Origin of the sequence: Microbacterium sp. PAMC21962, assembly GCF_019443465.1 — a bacterium.
GTDB lineage: Bacteria > Actinomycetota > Actinomycetes > Actinomycetales > Microbacteriaceae > Microbacterium > Microbacterium hominis.
Genome location: NZ_CP080381.1, coordinates 1,766,652 through 1,784,826 on the forward strand (window position 1 = coordinate 1,766,652; position 18,175 = coordinate 1,784,826).

Sequence of the window (18,175 nt, forward strand, 5' to 3'; positions counted from 1 at the left end):
TGGGGACGGGGGTGGGCGGCCGCGAAGGGGCGCGGCCTCAGAGAGCGGTGACGGCCGCCGCCTCGACGGCGAGGCCGGCGCGGTAGCGGTCGAGATAGCGGGCGAATCCCGCGACGTCCGCGGGATCGGGGTCGACGACGGCGGCCGCGGCATCCGCGAACACCACGGCGTCCAGGTAGGCGCCGAGGCCTTCGGCGGCGCGCGCCGCGACCGCGCGACGGAAGGCCGCGAGCACCGCGATGCCCCACGCCCCGCCCTCGGACGCGGTGTCGCCGACGGCCACGGGGGCGTCGAGGGCGGCCGCGAGGAAGCGCTGCGCGACGCCGGCGGTGCGGAAGACGCCGCCGTGGGCGTACATCCGGTCGAGGGCGACGCCCTCCCCGTGCAGCACCGTCATGCCCAGGGCGAGGGTGCCGAACACGCCGTAGACCTGCGCGCGCATGACGTTGGCCAGGTCGAACGTCGATTCCGGCGTGCGCACGAACAGCGGGCGCCCCGCCGTGAGGCCGGCGATCGGCTCGCCCGCGAGGTGGTTGTAGGCCAGCAGTCCGCCCGCGTCGGCATCGCCCTCGAGCGCCTCGCGCAGCAGGACCTCGAACACGGCGTCGTCGTCGAGGGGCGCTCCGGATGCCGCCGCGAACCGGCGGAACAGGCCCGCCCAGGCGGCGAGCTCGCTGGCGCCGTTGTTGCAGTGGACCATCGCGACCGGGTCGCCGGCGGGGGTCGTCACGAGGTCGAGCTCGTGGTGACGCCCGGCGAGCGGCCGCTCCAGGACGACCATGGCGAAGATGCTCGTGCCGGCGCTGACGTTGCCGGTGCGCGGCGCGACCGCGCCGGTCGCGACCATGCCGGTGCCGGCGTCGCCCTCGGGCGGGCAGAACGGCACGCCCGGCCGCAGCGCGCCGCGGGGATCGAGCAGCGCCGCGCCCTCGGGGGTCAGCGACCCCGCATCGGCGCCCGCGGGCAGCACCTCGGGCAGCAGGGAGCGCAGCGGCGGGAGGGCGGCGCCGTCGCGCGCGATGAGCGCGTCCACGCGCGCGACCAGGCGCTCGTCGTAGTCCGCCGTGTCGGCGCCGATCGGGAACACGCCCGAGGCGTCTCCGACGCCCAGGACACGCCGACCCGTCAGGCGTTCGTGCACGTAGCCGGCCAGCGTCGTGACCGCGGCGAGCCGCGCCACGTGCGGCTCGCGGTCGAGCACCGCCTGCCGCAGGTGCGCGATCGTCCAGCGCAGCGGGATGTTCACGCCCAGCAGCTCCGACAGCTCCGCGGCGGCCGGACCCGTGCTGGTGTTGCGCCAGGTGCGGAAGGGGACGAGCAGCTCGCCGTGCGCATCGAAGGCGAGGTAGCCGTGCATCATCGCCGAGACGCCGATCGCGCCCACGGTCTCCAGCCGCACCCCGTACCGGCGCTCGACGTCGGCGACCAGGTCGGCGTAGGCGTCCTGCAGTCCCGCCCAGACGGCGTCGAGCGGATAGGTCCAGCGGCCGTCCTCGAGACGGTTCTCCCACGCGTGGGCACCGACGCCCAGCACGGTCGCCGGCGCATCGGCGTCGACGAGGCAGGCCTTGATCCGGGTCGAGCCGAACTCGATGCCGAGGCTGGTGCGACCGGCGCGGATCGCCTCCGCGAGGACGGTGTCACCCGTGGTGGTCATCGCCGTTCGTCCGTTCCCTGCCCGTAGACGTTCTGATACCGGTTGTAGAGCGCGTCGATCTTCTCCTGCGGGATCGGGATGAGCTCCCCCGCCTGGCGGGCGATGTGCACGGTGCGGGCGACGTCCTCGCACATCACGGCGGCCTTGACGGCATCCTTGGCGTTGACGCCGATGGTGAAGGGACCGTGGTTCTGCATCAGCACGGCGCGGCTGCGGTGGCCCCGCAGGGTCTCCACGATGCCGCGGCCGATCGAGTCGTCGCCGATGATCGCGAAGGGGCCGATGGGGATCGGTCCGCCGAACTCGTCGGCCATCGCCGTGATGACGCAGGGGATCTCCTCGCCGCGCGCCGCCCAGGCGACCGCGTAGTCGGAGTGGGTGTGCACGACACCGCCGACGTCGGGCATGTTCCGGTACACGTAGGCGTGGGCCGCCGTGTCGCTCGAGGGGCTGCGGTCGCTGCCCGGAGTGCCGGGGACGACGGCGCCGTCGAGATCGCAGAGGATCATGTTCTCCGGCGCCAGGTCGTCGTACGAGACCCCGGAGGGCTTGATGACGAACAGGTCGCTGTCCGGAACCCGTCCCGACACGTTCCCGCCCGTCCAGACGACGAGGCCGTACCGCACCAGCTCGCCGTGGAGGGCGGCGACATCGGCGCGCACCGCATCGATGCGCTCCTGCAGCGCGGCGTCGATCACGACCGCGCCCTCGTGCCCGCTCATCCGCTCCTCCGCTTCGTGAGGACCCTCTGGAGCAGGACGAAGGCCAGGAGGATGCCGCCGGTGATGATCGTCAGGTACTCGGGCTTGATGGAGCCGTCCTTCGTGATGATCATCCACAGCGCCGCGAGCACGAGCGTTCCCACGACGGAGCCGAGCACGTAGCCGACGCCGCCGGTCAGGAGGGTGCCGCCGATGACGACCGCCGCGATCGCATCGAGCTCCCAGCCGATGCCGGTGACGTTCTGCGCCTTGCCGCCGACCTCGGCCGTGTAGACGACCGCCGCGACGCCGGCCAGCGCGCCGCTGATCACGTAGATCCAGACGCGGGTGCGGGCGACGGGCAGGCCCATCAGCTGAGCGGACGACTCCGCGCCGCCGATCGCGTAGACGGTGCGTCCGGTGCGGGTGCGGTGCAGGAAGAACACGGCGGCGATCACGATGATCACGGCGACGAAGAAGCCCGGCGTGAGCACGAGGTCGTTCGTCTTGACGCCGTCGATGAGCTTGAAGTCGGTGGCGAAGAGGCGGATGGGCGCGTCGTCCGGGGCGTGGACGGGCACCGTCGAGAGCATCGAGGCCAGTCCGCGTGCCAGGAACATCATCGCCAGCGTCGCGATGAACGGCTGCACATTGAAGTACTGGATCAGCACGCCCGAGACCAGTCCGAACAGCGCACCGAACACGATCATCAGCACGATCGCGAGCCAGCCGTTGACCCCGATGCCCATGAGCATGACACCGGCGACCGAGGTGAAGGCGACGACCGCGCCGACCGAGAGGTCGATGCCGCCGGAGAGGATGACGATCGTCATCGCGACGGCGAGGATGATCGTCGGCGCGAAGCTCACGAGCAGGCTCGACATGGTGCCGAGGTGGAAGACGCGGCCGTAGGCGAGCTCCGCGTACACGAGCATGCCGATGAAGAGCACGACGGCGGCGAGGGTCGGGATCAGCGACTGGCTGCGCCCCCAGAGGCGCGACCAGGCCGTGCCCCGGGGCGTGGCGATCGCCGCGGTGCCGGCCGCGGGCTCCGGCGCGGTGCGTTCGCGGGTGGTGGACGCGTCGCTCATGCGACGACCTCCTTCGGCTGCGTGGACTCGGAGAGGGGGGCCTCGGGGGTGCGCGAGCGGTCGCCGCGACGCAGCACGAGGGAGCGGATGCGCTCGGACTGCAGCAGCACGAGGGCGACGATGACGATGGCCTTGAAGGCGGGGGTGGCCGCCGCAGAGACACCGAGGAAGAGCACCGTCTTGTTGAGGGTGGCGATCAGCAGGGCGCCGACCGTCGACCCGACGATCGAGAACTTGCCGCCCGCGAGCGAGGTGCCGCCGATCACGACCGCGAGGATCGCGTCGAGCTCCATCTGGTAGCCCGTCCCCGACACGTCGACGGTCATGACCTCCGACACGGTGAACAGGCCGCCGACCGCGGCGAGCGCCGCCGACAGCACGTACACCGAGATGAGGATGGGCCGCGGACGGATGCCGGCGAGGCGGCTGGCCTGCGGGTTGATGCCGATCGACTCGATCATCAGCCCGAGCGCGGTGCGGCGCATGACGAGCGCCACCAGGATCACGATGGCGATCGCGAGCACGAAGCTCAGCGGCAGCCCGAGGAACTGGCCGTTGGCCAGCGCCCGGAACGGCGCGTTCTCCGCGTTCGTGTTCTGCCCGCCGGTGATGACGCGGGCGATGCCGCGGCCGGCGAGCATCATGACGAGCGTGCTGATGAACGGCTGCAGGCCGATGACCGCCACGAGGAAGCCGTTGACCGCGCCGAGCACCACGCCCAGCAGCACCGCGAGCCCGATGGCGGCGAACATCGCCCCCACCGAGGTGGGCTGGCCCAGGCCGCTCAGGGTGACCATGGCGATCGCGCCGCCGACGGCCATGACCGAGCCGACCGACAGGTCGATGCCGCTGGTCGCGATGACGAAGGTCATGCCGAGCGCGATCATCACGATCGGCGCCGACACCCGCAGGATGTCCAGCACGTTGCCCGAGAGCTGACCGGTCGTGGGGTTCACCCCGACCGCCAGGTAGGACGGGTCCTTCAGCGTGTTCAGGGCGAGCAGCAGGACGATGCCGACGATGCCCCAGAACCACGGTGTGCGCACGAGCGCCCTCAGACGGTTCATGCCTGTTCTCCTTCGACCTCGTCGGCGAGGGCGTCCGCGCGGGCTTCCGCCGCGGCATCCGAGTCGGCGGCGATGATCGAGACGATCCGTTCCGCGGTGACGTCGGGGCCGTTGACGACCTCGCCGACCTTCTGGTGGTCCTTCATGATGACGATGCGCTCCGAGAGGCGGACGACCTCCTCCAGCTCCGAGGAGATGAAGACGACGCTCATGCCGCCCTCGGCGAGCTCGGCGACGGTCTCCTGGATGTCGGCCTTCGCGCCGACGTCGATGCCGCGCGTGGGCTCGTCCAGCAGCAGCAGCTCGGGGTCGGTGGCCAGCCAGCGACCCAGCAGCACCTTCTGCTGGTTGCCGCCGGAGAGCAGACGGATGGGACGGTCGGGATCGTTCGGCCGCACGCTGAAGCGCTCCATGTAGGTCTTCACGAGGCGGTCGACCTCCCGCGCCGGCACGCGGCGCAGCCACCCGCGCTGGGCCTGCACGGCCAGCATGATGTTCTCGCGGATGCTGAGGTCGCCGACGATGCCGTCGTCGCGGCGGTTCTCGGTGGAGTAGGCGATGTGGTGGGCGAGGCCCGAGACCGGCGAGGTGATGCTCGCCTTGGCGCCCTTGAGGCGGACGCTGCCGGCATCCGGCTTGTCGGCGCCGACGATCAGGCGGGCGAGCTCGGTGCGGCCGGAGCCCAGAAGGCCCGCGAAGCCGACGACCTCGCCCTTGTGGATCTCGATGTCGGTGGGTGCCAGCGCGCCCTTGCGCGCGATGCCCTCGGCCGCGTAGACCGGGGTCGCGGTGCGGTCGCGGTCATCGACCTGACGGTTGGAGCCGAGCGCCCGCAGGGCGCCGAGGTCCTTGCCGATCATCTTGGAGATCAGCTCGGTGCGGTCGAGGTCGCGCTTGAGGTACTCCCCCACGAACCGGCCGTTGCGCAGCACCGTGATCCGGTCGCTGATCGCGTACACCTGGTCGAGGAAGTGGGAGACGAAGAGGATGGCGACGCCCTGGTCGCGCAGCTGCCGGATGACGCCGAACAGCGTCTCGACCTCGGCGGCGTCCAGGCTCGAGGTCGGCTCGTCGAGGATGAGCACCTTCGACTTGGTGACCATCGCGCGGCTGATCGCCACGAGCTGCTGGAGGGCGATCGAGATCGACTGCAGCGGGGCGCGGGGGTCGAGGTCGCCCAGCCCCATGTCGGTGAGGACCTCGCGGGCGCGGGCGTGGGTCTTGCGCCAGTCGATGCCGAAGACCGAGCGGGTCTCGTGACCGAGCATGACGTTCTCACCGATGGTGAGGTTCGTGCAGAGGTTGACCTCCTGGTACACGGTGGAGATGCCGGCGGCCTGCGCCGACGCCGTGCCGGAGAAGCGTCGCTCCTCGCCGAAGACGAGGATCGAGCCGGAGTCGATCTGGTAGACGCCGGTCAGCGCCTTGATGAGCGTCGACTTGCCGGCGCCGTTCTCGCCCATGAGGGTGTGGACCTCGCCGGGCAGCAGACGGAAGTTCACGTCGTCGAGGGCCTTGACGCCCGGGAACGTGATCGACGCGCCGCGGACTTCGACGATCGGGAGGGGTTCGGTCACCACGTGCAGACTTCCTCGTTGAATGGGTGGGTCACCACTGCGGGTGGATGGTGGGACGGGGACCGCCGCGGGCGGCGATCCCCGTCCCCGTGTGTCGAGCGGGCTCGGTGGCGCGGCTTAGAAGCCGAGGCCCTCGTCCAGGGCCGTCTGCGCGGCCTCCGGCGAGTCGAACGTGGCGCTCTTGACGATGATGGTCGAGTCGACCGTCTCGCCGGCGAGTGCCTTCTTCACGGCGTCGACAGCGTCGGTGCCGAAGAAGGGGTTGTACTGCGCGACGAAGCTCAGGTCACCCTTGGCGAGGGCCTCCAGGGCGCCCTTGGTGCCGTCGATCGTGGCGATCTTGACGTCGGTGCCGGGCTTGAGGCCCGCCGCGGTGACGGCCTGCGCCGCGCCGATGCCCATCTCGTCGTTCTGGGCGAAGATGAACTGGATGTTGTTGTTGTTGGCCTTGAGGACCGTCTCGATGACGGACTTGCCCTCGTCGGTCTTCCAGTTGGCGGTCTGCGCGCCGACCTTGTTCCAGCCGGACTTGCCGGAGATGGCCGCGTCGAAGCCCTCGTTGCGCTCGTTGACGACGGACAGGCCGGGCACGCCCTCGAGGACGAAGTAGTTCGCTCCGCTCGGGAAGGTGGTCGCGGCCCACTCGCCGACCGACTTGGCGACCTGCGTGTTGTCGGGCGCGATGCGGGTGACGTAGAGGTCCGACGGGGCGTCGACGCCGCGGTCGAGGAGGATGACCGGGATCTCGGCCTCCTTGGCCTTCTTCAGCTCGTCCTCCCAGCCCGACGCCTCGGTCGCGGTGAGGAGGATGACGTCCACCTCGTCGTTGACGAAGGTCGAGAACGCGTCGAGCTGCGACTTCTGGTCGCTGGGGCTCGCGGCGGGGGCGTACTTGAGGTCGAAGCCGGCGTCCTTGGTGAACGCGTCCTTGATGGCCTGCTCGTTGGCGTTGCGCCAGCCGCCCTCGGGACCCACGGCGACGAAGCCGACGGTGATGGTGTCGCTGCCGGCGGCGGCGCCACCGGTGCCGGCAGGCTCCGAGCCGCCCGAGCATGCGCTCAGCCCGACGACCATCGCGCCGGCGGCTGCGACCGTGAGCAGTCCACGGAATCCGCGCTTGCTGATGTCCATTCTTTCTCCTCCTTGAGAGTCCTCCGCGACGATTGCGGAGGATGTGTGTGGTGCCCCGGGGGGGCGCATGGGATGCTGCAGGACGATTGTGCGCGCTAACAATTGGCGAACACAAGCCCGGATCGCGGTTTCCGTGACTTTCGTTACCTGTTTGTTACCGCGAACACGCGCGGCACGCGGCGGGCGTCGACGGGGTCAGCGCGCGGGGGGCGCCGTGGAGGCGCGCAGGACCAGCTCGGGGGCGATCAGGGCGTGCATGGCGGTGTCGTCGCCGTCGATCGCCGCGATGATCAACCGCAGCGCGAGAGCGCCCAGCGAGGCGAAGTCCTGACGCACCGTCGTCAGCGGCGGCAGGAAGTGGCGCGCGTCGGGAAGGTCGTCGAACCCGATGACGCTGACGTCCTCCGGCACACGCAGACCGCGCTCCACGAGCCCGTGCACCGTGCCGAGCGCCATCTGGTCGTTGGCGGCGAACACGGCCGTCGCGGCGCCCAGCTGGCGCGAGCGCCCGATCTCGTAGCCGCGGTCCGACGTCCAGTCCCCCGGGACCATCGGCCCTTCGGGCAGGCCCGCGGCCTGCAGCTCGTCGCGCCAGCCCTGCCAGCGGGCGCGGGCGTCGTACCAGTCGAGCGGGCCCGCGACGTGCGCGATGGTGCGGTGCCCCAGGCCGACGAGGTGCGCCACCGCCATCCGCGCGCCCGTGTACTGGTCGACGGCGACCGTGTGGAGGTGGGGGTCCGGCTCGGCCTTGATGACGAGGGTCGGCATGTTCGAGCTGTGCTCGCGGAAGAGCTCCAGCGCGGAGGAGCGCGGCGCGATGACGCACAGGGCGTCGATGCCCTGCGCGACGAGATCGCTGATGCCGGTCGAGATGGTGGCGGCATCCTCGTCGGACGTCGAGAACACGCTCACCGAGTACGCGCTCGCGCGCGCGGCCTCCTCGATCGCACGCAGCGTGCTGTTCGGGCCCCACTGGACGGGGCTGTCCACGAGCACGCCGATGCGCATGGACCTGCTCGTCGCGAGAGCACGCGCGATCGAGCTGCGGGTGTACTGCATCTCATCGATCGCCTGCAGCACGCGCACCCGCGTGGACTCGCGGATGTTCGGATGCCCGTTGAGCACCCGCGAGACCGTCATGTGCGAGACGCCGGCGTGGTTGGCGACGTCGTAGATGCTCGGTTTGGCCCATCCGCGACCGTTCTGGTCAGCCATCTGCGCCCCTCCCCTGAGAAAGCTCCGCATCGGCCACCTGCCGGCGCGACCGTTCCGATGGAGTCGTCACGCGCTCGGGAGCGGATGCCTCATCGTTTCACACTCCATCCGGAGCGCCACCGCCCGACGCGCCGCGCCGGCGCCGGGAGCGCAGCATCAGCGCCGCGCCGGCGAGCACGACGGCCACGCCGACGAGGCCGAGCTCGATCGGCGGGGTGCCGCCGGTCGCGGGAAGGGGTGTGCCGGGGGCGGGCAGCGGGGCGATCACGACGTTGACGTTCACGCCCAGGCCGTTCGGATCCGCGACCGGGTCGAGGGGGATGTCATCAGCCACGGGGGGCCTCCTGGTTCAGGTCCGCGGCCGCCGCGCGACGGCCTTCCTCGTGCGCCTGGGCGACGAGCTGATCGATCCGGCGGCGCGATCGTGTGCGCCCCCAGAACAGGGCGAAGACGAGGAGGGCGATGCCGAGGAGGACGATCGCCTGGGGGGCCGGCAGCGCCCACAGCGACGCCTCCGCCGACGTCGGCGCCACGGCGGGGGTGTCGCCCGCGATGGTCACGGCGCGGGGCACGAGCGAGACGGTGGCCGGGACGTAGACCAGCGGCCACACGCCGTCCACCACCACCCGCATCGTCCGCCGGTCACCCGGCAGCAGCTCCGTCGCCGACTCCCCCTCGGCGGGGAACGACACGGTGCGATCGCCCACCGAGACCGTGCCGGCCGCCACCAGCCGGGTGTTGCCGGCGTTGGCGACGTCGAAGGTCACGACCGCCGTCCCCGGCCGCAGCGGGTTCCAGTCGATGTCGTACGAGGCGGCGGTCGCGTCCAGCGCGGCGGCCGGAGCGATCTCGCCCGTCACCCGCGTGAGGACCCGGAAGCCGACACGGCTCTCCACCCCGACGCTCGCCCCGCCGTCGGCGCGCCGCACCGACAGGACGCTCGCCGTGATGCCCGCCGCGTGGTCGCCCGGTTCGGCGGTGGCGGGCACGGCGATCGTGAACGGGACGACGACGGTCGCACCGGCGGCGACCGTCACGCTCTCCGGGACGGAGATCCAGGTCCCGGCATCCACCGAGGCCGTGCCGTCGGCGAGGATGTCGAAGCGCCCGGCGGGGGTCGTGAACCCGTCCGCCGCGGTCAGGCGGAAGGTGACCTCGGCATCCCCGACGTTGCGCACGGCGAAGTGGTCCTCGACGCTCTGGCCGGGGTCGAGACGCACGTCGACGGTGCGACGGCCGTCGGGACCGGAGGCGTCCGCCGGCACGACCGACCACCGCACGTCCGGCGCCGCGTCGTCCGCGTGCGCCGGAGTCGGCAGCAGGATGCCGCCCACGAGCGCGGCGAGCCCGAGTGCCGCGGCGGCGAGCGCCGCCGCGGCACGGGACCCCGTCCGCGTACTCACCCGCACGCCTGTGCGGCGTAGGCCGCGGTCTGCGGCGCCGCGACGTCCGACCCGCTGCGCGCGGTCACCGACACGGTGCCCGCGGTGGTCGCGGCGGCGCGCGTCGAGATGGCCCACGTGACGGTCGCCCCGGCGGCGATCGAGGAGTAGGCCTTGCTGCCGAACGCGGTGGTCACGTCCGCGGAGATCGCGGCGCTCTCGAGATTCTTGGTCTGCACGGTGACGTAGACCTTACCGGCGACGCAGCGCGTCGTGGCCGACACCGAGATGCGCGGTCCGACCGCGACGGTCTGCGGCGCGACGCTCTCCAGCGTCGGGGTGATCGTCTTCATCAGGCCGTCGGGACCGAACTCCACCCGATCGATCGTCGTCTCGCGGTGCGTGCCGTCACCCGACGGCATCGCGAACCGGTGATACGCGATGTACCAGTCGTCGGTTCCCGGGACGTTGATGATGGAGCTGTGCCCGGTGCCCTTGATGCCGAGGGACAGGTCCTTCTGCAGGATCACGCCCCGGTAGGTCCACGGGCCGTTCATGCTGGTCGCGGTCGCGTAGCCCACCCGGTAGTTCTCCGAGCCGGTGTCGTCGATCGAGTAGGTCAGGTGGTACAGCCCCTGCCGGTAGTTGAAGAAGACGCCCTCACGGAAGTCGGTCAGCCCGTTGATGCGCTGGTACGTGCCGGGCTTGATCGACACCATGTCGTCGGAGAGCTCCGCGAGAACCGGGCTCCCGTTGCCCCAGCCGAGGTAGTACTTGCCGGTGACCGGGTCGTGGAAGGCGGCCGGGTCGATCGCCTGACCCGACGTGATCGCCTCGTTGTTGAGGATCATCGCGGTAGTCTTCGCCACGAACGGCCCGGTCGGGCTGTCGGCGACGGCGACCCCGATGGTCTTGCGGTCGTACGTGGGGTTGTGCCCGGAGAAGTAGAAGTAGTACTTGCCCGCGCGCTCGATGATCGTCGGCGCCCACGCGTTCCCCGTCGCCCACGGCACGGTGCCGTTGACGCCGTCGAGGGTGAGGATCGGCTGCGCCGAGCGCTCCCAGTCGACGAGGTTCTTCGAGCTCCAGACGTAGAACGTGTTCCCGCCCCAGCCCGGCACGCCGTCGCTGGTCGCGTAGATGTAGTACGTGTCGCCGAAGACCGCGATGTTCGGGTCGGCGTAGAGGCCGGGCAGCACCGGGCTCGCGACGACGCCCGCCTCGATCGTCCAGGCCGTCGTCGCGCCCGTTCCGGTGGTCACCGTGTAGGTGACCGGCGACGACAGGTCGACCGTCGTGCCGCTGGCGGGCGACACCGTGGCGGTGGACACGGTCGTGAACGTCGGCGCGAGGTGGGTGAGATCGGTGCCCTTGACCACCGGCAGGATGACGCGGTGCGCCGCGGCGTCGACGATCGGCGCCAGCTTCAGGGCCTCCGGCTGGGCGAGCGAGACGTCCAGCAGCCGGTCCTCGATGCCCGCGTTGGCGAGGATCTCGGTCTGCGACAGCGCGCGGTTGTAGACCCGCACATTGTCGTAGGCGCCCTGGAAGTAGCCGTCCGCGCTGTAGAGCGATCTGCCGAGGTAGCCGACCAGATCGCTGCCGAGCTGCGACACCGTGGCGCCCAGGGCCGCGTTCTCCCCGAGCAGCGCGCCGTCGGCGTACACCCGCATCGTGCTCTTGTCGAAGACGAGGTCCAGTCGATGCCACTGCCCGGCGCTCACGCTCCCGGTCACGGCCGACTCCGCGGTCCACGAGTTCTGCGTGATGGCCGTGCGCACGTCGCCGCCGCGCAGGCGCAGGAAGGCGTACCGCGTCGAGTCCGTTCCGAACGCGAACGTGAAGAAGTTGCCGCTGGATTTCTCCGACTTCACGTCGAGGGACACGGTCATCGTGTCGCGCCCGTCGAAGAAGCCGGTCGGGAAGGAGGCGTAGCCTCCGCTGGCACCCGTCAGACGCAGCACGGCGCCCCGGTCGGGGTCGTCGACGACGGTCGCCGTGCCGTGCGCGGTCAGGTCGGCGTCGCCGACCTCGTCCGCCAGTGAGCCCCCCGTGAAGGAGTACTGCGCGATGGGGCCCTGCTGCGGCTGTTCCGGCGTCGTCGCGTCGTCGCCGTACGCGGCGAGGAGGCGCGCCTCCTCGGCGGCGGACAGACGCAGCACCGATCCGTGCCGGAACGGCTTGTCGAACGAGTACTGGTCCGCGCCGGTGCCGGCGCTCAGCTGCGTGAACGACAGGCTCGCCAGCGACGGGGTCGTCTGCGCGTAGTACCCGTTCTGGTCGCCCATGACCGCCCAGCCGCCCTGGGGCAGCGGGTAGACCGTGAGGCCCTCCATCGAGGCGCGCAGACCGTGCGCGGCGGCATCCCCGCGCTCGATGACGCGGGTCCAGGGGCCGTCGAGGCTCGTGGCGGTGTCGACGACGGTCATCCAGTCGGACGTGGAGAAGCGGTAGTAGGTGTCGCCCTCCTTCGCGATCGTCGAGTCGATGATGTTCGGACCGGACTGCCCGTCGCCCTTGTCGTTGAGGGAGGTCCAGATCACCGGCTCGGTGAAGGTCACGAAGTCACGCGTCTTGGTCAGGTACATCCGCAGCGCCCAGTCGGACGTGCCGTTGTCCGTGCGGTCGCGCGCCGCCCAGTACACGTAGTACTCGCCGGTCGCCTCGTTGTAGGTGGCCTCGGGCGCCCAGACGCATCCGGCGTCGTCGAAGCCCGCGAACACGATGCGCTGGTCGCTCCAGGTCACGAGGTCGGTCGACTCCCAGACGACGAGGTTCTTGCTCGCGTTCAGCTGGTCCCATCCGGAGCCGCCGGCCCCGCCGCCCTCGGCGTGGAGGTCGGTGCCGATGATCCAGTACTTGTCCCCCTCCGGCGATCGCACGAGGTGGGGGTCGCGCACGCCGAGGTCTCCGGCGAGGTTGGCGAGGATGGGCTTGTCGTCGTTGAGCTTCGACCAGTGCAGACCGTCGGTGGAGTGCCCGAAGAAGATCTTCTCGTAGCCCCCGCTCGTGGCGAAGTGGGTCCACAGGTAGCCCGCGGAGTAGTCGGTGTCGAGGTTCTGCGGAGCCGCGGTGACGGTGACGTCGATCGAGCGGACCGCGCTCGTGCCGGGCACGGTGGCCGTGAGGGTGACCTGGCGGCTCGTCGCGCCGCGCGTGACGACGCCGGCGGCGGCGGCGGCCTGCGCGGTGGTCGTGATGATGCCGGCCGGCGACGCCGACCAGGCGATCGTGCTGCCGTTGACCGCGCCCGCCGCGGGCAGGGTGATGTTGCCGCGGATGTCCTGCGCGTCGGGGATCGAGAGGGCGTCGAGGTCCTGCTGGGCGCGCGCCGTCGCATCGGCCGCCGGCGAGACGGTCGCCGCGAAGGCGCGGGTGGCGGATGCCGCCCCGCGCGTGATCGTCGCGGTCAGGGTGACGGCGGCGGGAGCGCTGCCCGCGGCGGGGCGGGTGACCGCGCCGGCGGGGGTGATCACGGCGGGGTCGCTGGACGCCCAGGCCACCTGCGAGCCGTTGGGCCCCGTCGTCGGCAGGGTGAGGTCCGACGTCACCGCGCCGAGGTCGCCGAGGGCGAGCGCGGCACGGTCACGGGCGACCCGCACGTCGTCGGAGGGCGCGAGGGCGGCCGCCTCCGTCGAGGTGAGGGCGTGGTCGTAGATGCGGACGTCGCGGAGGCTCCCGGCGAGGGTGCGGTCGGCGGTGTACACGGACTTGCCGAGGACGTTCGCGGCCGTGAGGCCGCCGCCGATGGATGCCGGGGTGAGGGTCACACCGGACTGCTGGGCCACCTGCACGCCGTCGAGGTAGAGACGTGCGGTGTCGGTGGCGTCGTCCAGGGTGTAGGCGATCGTCTTCCAGACGTCGCGGGGCAGGTTCTGGCCGCTGGAGACCGTCTGCTCGGTGCTCCAGTTGCCGCTGGCGATGCTCGCGCGGTAGCCGTTGCCGCTGGAGAAGAGGTAGCCGTTGCCCACCCCGCCGGCATCCGTGTTCCCGAACCCGTAGATGAAGTAGGGCGTGCCCTGCTCACCGCGGATCAGCACGTCCGCACTGATCGTGATGGACGTGAGACCGGCCAGGAGGTTCGCCGGCAGCGCGACGTGATCGTCGACGCCGTCCAGTCGCACGCCCTCGCCCCCGGTCAGGGTCGGACCGCCCACGTAGCGGCCGTCGCGCGCATTGCCGGAGGCGTCGCGCGCGACGGTCCCGGAGGTGTCGTCCAGCGGGTAGTGGGCGACCAGTCCGGTCGCCGCGGTCGCCGGGGCCGCCAGGCCCACCACGCCCGCGACGGACATCGCGAGGGTGGTGGCGGCGGCCAGGATCCTGATTCGGGGCGTCGTGCGCGTCATTGCGTCTCCTGGGGGTGAACGGGGTGGAGCGGGTGAGGGGTGTCAGTCCACCTGGTCTTCCCAGAGCGTGAGGGTGATCGTGCCCGCGTAGGCGCCGGGGGTGACCGTGCTCGGGACCTTCAGGAAGAGGTCGGCGCCGGCCTTCCAGCTGCCGACGCTCGCGGCGCTCTGCGAGTCGAGGCTCAGCGCGAGCAGCTCGTTGCCGACGAGTCCGACGTTGTCGGCCGGCACGTTGGGCGTGGGGGCGTCGAGGACCGTGTTCACCTGAGCACCCTCGCCCACTTCGCCGTCACCGGTGTCGGTGATCAGCTTCGGCGCCCAGCCGAGGTGACCGGCGTCGATGCTGTTCGTGCCGTCCGTCAGTGCGCTGGACTGGCCCGTGACGTACCAGAACACGCCCTCCGGCACGCTCTGACGGTCGTCGGTGACCGTGACGTCGGGCAGGGCGCCGTTGAACTGGCGGATGCCGGCGTCGCCCGACGGAACCTCGGTCAGCGAGGTCGAGCCCGATGCGACGCTCAGCGTGAGGGCGCCGACCGCGTCGATCTGCACGTCGACGCCGACCTCCTGGTTGCCCACCGCGTTGTCCTCGGCGGCGAAGGCGGCTCCGGCGCCACCGATCAGCAGCAGCCCTCCGACGACACCGGCGGCGGTGCGCGCGAGCACGACGTTCTTCTTCATTGCTTGACTCCCGTTCTCAGAGCGGCCTCTGCGCCGCGCCGGATGCTGTCGGCCCGACGGTGGGCCTCGACTCCGAGAAATGTTAGCGATAACGGTTAGCGGAAACAGTAACGCTTTGATAACGCCGTCGCGGCGCGACCGACGGCCCCGACCACGCCCCCGCCTTCCCGCGGTCCGGTGCCTTGACACGCCCGCGGCCGCCGCCCTACCGTGAGCCGCGTCGGATTGTTTCCGCTAACACCCACGACCGTCCATCGGCGGTCGACCCCCCTGAGCGATGGCGCCCTCCCGCCCCCGCGACGCAGCCGTCGCGGGATCGGACCACCGGCTCGTCGCCGCGACCGAGAACAGCGAGGTACCCGCGCATGACGACGCGCCCGAGAGCCCGATTCCGCCTCCCCGGAGTCCCGAACCGTCCCGCCGCCGCCCTGCCGCCGATCCGCGCCGGCGCCGTCCTGACCGCCGTCGCCCTCGCGGTCGCCGGAGCGACGGTTCCCACGGCCGCCCAGGCGGATGCCGCGGCGCAGCCGATCATCCACTACTCGTTCGACGCGGCCGCCGGCACGACCGTCGCCGACGCGAGCGGCAACGGGAACGACGCCACGATCCGCCTCACCGGCGCCACGGTCGCCGACGGCGCGCTGTCGCTGCCCGGCGGCGCCCGCGCGACGGCGGCCTACCTCGAGATCCCCACCGCCGCGCTCGTCGGCAAGAAGGACCTCACCATCTCGACGTGGCTCTCCCCCCGCACCGGCGCGGCGAACACGGCCGCCGCCTTCATCGGGGCACCGGTCGCCTCGGGCGCGTCGTACTCCTCCGGCTACTGGCTGCTCAACCCCAGCAACCCCTCCGGCTACGTCAAGTCCGTCATCACCAACGCGACCAACGCCGGGTCGCCGTGGAGCACGGAGGTCGGCGCGGGCGCGACCGGCGCCGCGACCGCAGGCGCCCGCACGCCGGCGGGGCTGAGCCTGTACACCACCGTGATCGACGGCACGAGCGGACAGCTGCGCGTGTACGTCAACGGGTCGCGCATCACCCAGAACGCCATCGCGCGCGACGTCGCCTCGTTCGGCGCCACGCTGACGGCGAGCCTCGGCCGCTCGACGTACAACGACACCAACTGGAGCGGTCTGGTCGACGACTTCGCCGTGTACTCCCAGGCGATGTCGGATGCCGACGTCCAGAGCCTCTACGCGGGCCAGGCCCTCGACCGCGCCGTCGCGGGGGTCACCGTCCCCACCACGGCGACGGCCGACTTCACCCTCCCGACGACGAGCGCCGGCGTCGCCGTCGCGTGGCAGTCGGATGCCGCGGCGATCTCCGTCTCCGGGGGATCCGCGACCGTGCGCCGGCCCGCGGGGGGCGCGGGCGACGCGCACGTGACCCTCACCGCGACCTTCACGGTGGGCACGACGACGCGCACGCAGACCTACTCCGTGACCGTGCCGCAGGAGCTGACCGACCAGCAGCGGGTGTCGCAGGACATCGCGGCCGTGCAGGTGAGCGGCCTCGACGACGTGCGCACCAACTTCTCGGTGCCGACGCTCGGCGCGCAGGGCTCGACGATCACCTGGACCGTCAGCTCCGGCGCCGCCTCGGCCTCGCTCCGCGACGGCGTGCGCGCCGACGCGCGCACCGTCGTGGTCGCCCGACCGGCCGCGGGATCCGCCGCGACCACCGTCGAGCTCACGGCCGTCGCCCGCAGCGGCGACGCCACGGCCAGCCGCACCTTCACGGCCCGCGTGCAGCCGATGCCGGGCGGCTCGGCCACGACCGAGGCCTATTTCTGGACGTTCTTCACCGGCGAGGGTCAGGGCGCGGAGCGGGTCAGCATCGCGGCATCCAAGGGCAACGACGCGCTGAGCTGGAACACGCTCAACGGCGGGCAGCCCGTGTTCTCCTCGACGGTGGGCACGCAGGGCCTGCGCGACCCGTTCATCCTGCGGGCGCCCGGCGGCGACAAGTTCTACATGATCGCCACCGACCTCAAGATCGACGGGCTGGCCGGCGGCTTCACGACGGCGCAGATCTCCGGCTCGCGCTACATCGAGGTGTGGGAGTCGACCGACCTCGTCACCTGGTCGGCGCAGCGCCACGTGAAGGTCTCGAGCGACTTCGCCGGCAACACCTGGGCGCCCGAGGCCTACTGGGACGAGGAGCTCGACACCTTCGTGGTCTATTGGGCCTCGAACCTCTACCCGACCGCGAACGCCGCCGACCGCACCGCCGTCACCTACAACCGCATGATGTACGCCACGACCGACGACTTCGTCACCTTCTCGGAGGCGAAACCCTGGATCGACGTGCGTCGCGGCACGGGTCTCGGCACGATCGACTCCACCGTGGCCAAGGTCGGCGACGTCTACTACCGCTTCACCAAGGACGAGGCGAGCATGACGATCCGCGAGGAGAAGTCGACGAACCTGCTGGCGACCGTCACGGGCTCGCTGCCGGGCACCTCGGGAGCCGCGGACCAGTGGACGCTCGTCCAGGAGCGCGTCGCCACGGGCCTGTCCAACGGCGAGCCGGGCGGCGTGTACTCCAGCGGCGAGGGGCCGAACGTCTTCCCCGCCAACGAGGGCGACGTGAACGGGCTGGACTGGTATCTGTTCATCGACCAGCCGAACTACCACGGCGGACCGAACCACTACGTCCCGTTCGGCACGACCGACCTCGACGGGGGCACCTGGCAGCCGCTCGGCGCGAAGCTGCGGCAGGGTCTGCCGCAGAACGCCGACGGCGGCAAGCCCCGTCACGGCACCGTCCTGCCGATCACCCGCGCCGAGTACCAGAAGGTGCTGGAGGCGTACGCCCCCGCCATCGCGGTCGCCTCGGTCGCGGCGATGGACCTGTCCACCACGGCGGGCACCGCCCCGACGCTGCCGCAGGCCACGCTGACCACGCTCAGCGGCGCCCAGCGCACCGTCGACGTCGTGTGGGACGCGGTCGCCCCGTCGTCGTACGCCCAGCCGGGCACCTTCACGGTGCGCGGCGTCGCGCAGGACGACTCCCGCATGCCGGTGGAGGCCACCGTCACGGTGACGGCCGCGGCCCACGTCGCGGTGACCACCACGGCCCGCTGCGTCCTGGGCAAGGCGACGCTCGTCGTCACGACCGCGAACGAGCGCGGCGGCGACGCGACGGTCACAGTCGTGACCCCGTACGGGTCCCGCAACATCACGCTGGCCGCGGGCGCGACGTCCTCGTACGCGTTCACGACGCGTCTGACGACGATGCCGGCCGGTCAGCTGTCGGCGACGGTGACGCAGGGCGGGGCCGTGTCTCCGCTCACCGTGGCCTACGCCGCCCGCAGCTGCGGCTGAC

At 71.5% G+C, this 18,175-nt stretch carries 12 protein-coding genes; 1 reads left to right on the top strand and 11 read right to left on the bottom strand.

Annotated features, from left to right (window positions below; all coding sequences use genetic code 11):
* Positions 1-37: 37 nt before the first annotated feature.
* From KY498_RS08500 to KY498_RS08550, 11 genes are all read right to left on the bottom strand, one after another.
* Complete coding sequence (locus KY498_RS08500; protein WP_191007931.1) at positions 38-1,657, bottom strand: xylulokinase; 1,620 nt, start codon at positions 1,655-1,657, stop codon at positions 38-40.
* Positions 1,654-2,379 carry an L-ribulose-5-phosphate 4-epimerase gene (locus tag KY498_RS08505; RefSeq protein ID WP_060959388.1) on the bottom strand — a complete coding sequence of 242 codons (726 nt, stop codon included), beginning with the start codon at positions 2,377-2,379 and terminating at the stop codon, positions 1,654-1,656. The genes KY498_RS08500 and KY498_RS08505 overlap by 4 nt, the downstream gene beginning before the upstream one ends.
* Positions 2,376-3,449 (bottom strand): ABC transporter permease, encoded by a 1,074-nt coding sequence (locus KY498_RS08510; RefSeq protein WP_205282307.1) that lies wholly within the window; start codon positions 3,447-3,449, stop codon positions 2,376-2,378. The genes KY498_RS08505 and KY498_RS08510 overlap by 4 nt, the downstream gene beginning before the upstream one ends.
* Positions 3,446-4,516, bottom strand: coding sequence for an ABC transporter permease (locus KY498_RS08515; RefSeq protein ID WP_060959386.1), 1,071 nt, complete (start codon positions 4,514-4,516; stop codon positions 3,446-3,448). The genes KY498_RS08510 and KY498_RS08515 overlap by 4 nt, the downstream gene beginning before the upstream one ends.
* Positions 4,513-6,096, bottom strand: a complete 1,584-nt coding sequence (locus KY498_RS08520; RefSeq protein ID WP_101305589.1) for a sugar ABC transporter ATP-binding protein — start codon at positions 6,094-6,096, stop codon at positions 4,513-4,515. Before KY498_RS08520 ends, KY498_RS08515 begins: the two co-directional genes overlap by 4 nt.
* 114 nt (positions 6,097-6,210) lie before the next feature.
* Positions 6,211-7,224 carry an ABC transporter substrate-binding protein gene (locus tag KY498_RS08525; RefSeq protein ID WP_191007930.1) on the bottom strand — a complete coding sequence of 338 codons (1,014 nt, stop codon included), beginning with the start codon at positions 7,222-7,224 and terminating at the stop codon, positions 6,211-6,213.
* Positions 7,225-7,419: 195 nt separating this feature from the next.
* Positions 7,420-8,439, bottom strand: coding sequence for a LacI family DNA-binding transcriptional regulator (locus KY498_RS08530; RefSeq protein ID WP_060959383.1), 1,020 nt, complete (start codon positions 8,437-8,439; stop codon positions 7,420-7,422).
* A gap of 97 nt (positions 8,440-8,536) precedes the next feature.
* Positions 8,537-8,773, bottom strand: coding sequence for an LPXTG cell wall anchor domain-containing protein (locus tag KY498_RS08535; RefSeq protein ID WP_061781976.1), 237 nt, complete (start codon positions 8,771-8,773; stop codon positions 8,537-8,539).
* A complete protein-coding gene (locus KY498_RS08540; protein WP_223849507.1) occupies positions 8,766-9,842 on the bottom strand; it encodes a WxL protein peptidoglycan domain-containing protein in 1,077 nt (358 codons plus the stop codon). Before KY498_RS08540 ends, KY498_RS08535 begins: the two co-directional genes overlap by 8 nt.
* Positions 9,839-14,167, bottom strand: coding sequence for a family 43 glycosylhydrolase (locus KY498_RS08545; protein WP_191007929.1), 4,329 nt, complete (start codon positions 14,165-14,167; stop codon positions 9,839-9,841). The genes KY498_RS08540 and KY498_RS08545 overlap by 4 nt, the downstream gene beginning before the upstream one ends.
* Before the next feature lie 42 nt (positions 14,168-14,209).
* Complete coding sequence (locus KY498_RS08550) at positions 14,210-14,848, bottom strand: hypothetical protein (RefSeq protein ID WP_191007928.1); 639 nt, start codon at positions 14,846-14,848, stop codon at positions 14,210-14,212.
* A 365-nt stretch (positions 14,849-15,213) separates the two neighbouring features.
* On the opposite strand from KY498_RS08550, the gene KY498_RS08555 reads away from it, so the two are divergent.
* The gene (locus KY498_RS08555) at positions 15,214-18,174 is read left to right on the top strand and encodes an immunoglobulin-like domain-containing protein (RefSeq protein WP_191007927.1); all 2,961 of its coding nucleotides are present in this window, start codon (positions 15,214-15,216) and stop codon (positions 18,172-18,174) included.
* Position 18,175: the final 1 nt, after the last annotated feature.

Excerpts from the sequence above, each read along its gene's own strand:
- KY498_RS08510 (WP_205282307.1), bottom strand. The coding sequence starts at position 3,449 with ATGAGCGACGCGTCCACCACCCGCGAACGCACCGCGCCGGAGCCCGCG.
- KY498_RS08550 (WP_191007928.1), bottom strand. The coding sequence starts at position 14,848 with ATGAAGAAGAACGTCGTGCTCGCGCGCACCGCCGCCGGTGTCGTCGGA.
- KY498_RS08525 (WP_191007930.1), bottom strand. The coding sequence starts at position 7,224 with ATGGACATCAGCAAGCGCGGATTCCGTGGACTGCTCACGGTCGCAGCC.
- KY498_RS08500 (WP_191007931.1), bottom strand. The coding sequence starts at position 1,657 with ATGACCACCACGGGTGACACCGTCCTCGCGGAGGCGATCCGCGCCGGT.
- KY498_RS08555 (WP_191007927.1), top strand. The coding sequence starts at position 15,214 with ATGACGACGCGCCCGAGAGCCCGATTCCGCCTCCCCGGAGTCCCGAAC.
- KY498_RS08530 (WP_060959383.1), bottom strand. The coding sequence starts at position 8,439 with ATGGCTGACCAGAACGGTCGCGGATGGGCCAAACCGAGCATCTACGAC.
- KY498_RS08505 (WP_060959388.1), bottom strand. The coding sequence starts at position 2,379 with ATGAGCGGGCACGAGGGCGCGGTCGTGATCGACGCCGCGCTGCAGGAG.
- KY498_RS08545 (WP_191007929.1), bottom strand. The coding sequence starts at position 14,167 with ATGACGCGCACGACGCCCCGAATCAGGATCCTGGCCGCCGCCACCACC.
- KY498_RS08515 (WP_060959386.1), bottom strand. The coding sequence starts at position 4,516 with ATGAACCGTCTGAGGGCGCTCGTGCGCACACCGTGGTTCTGGGGCATC.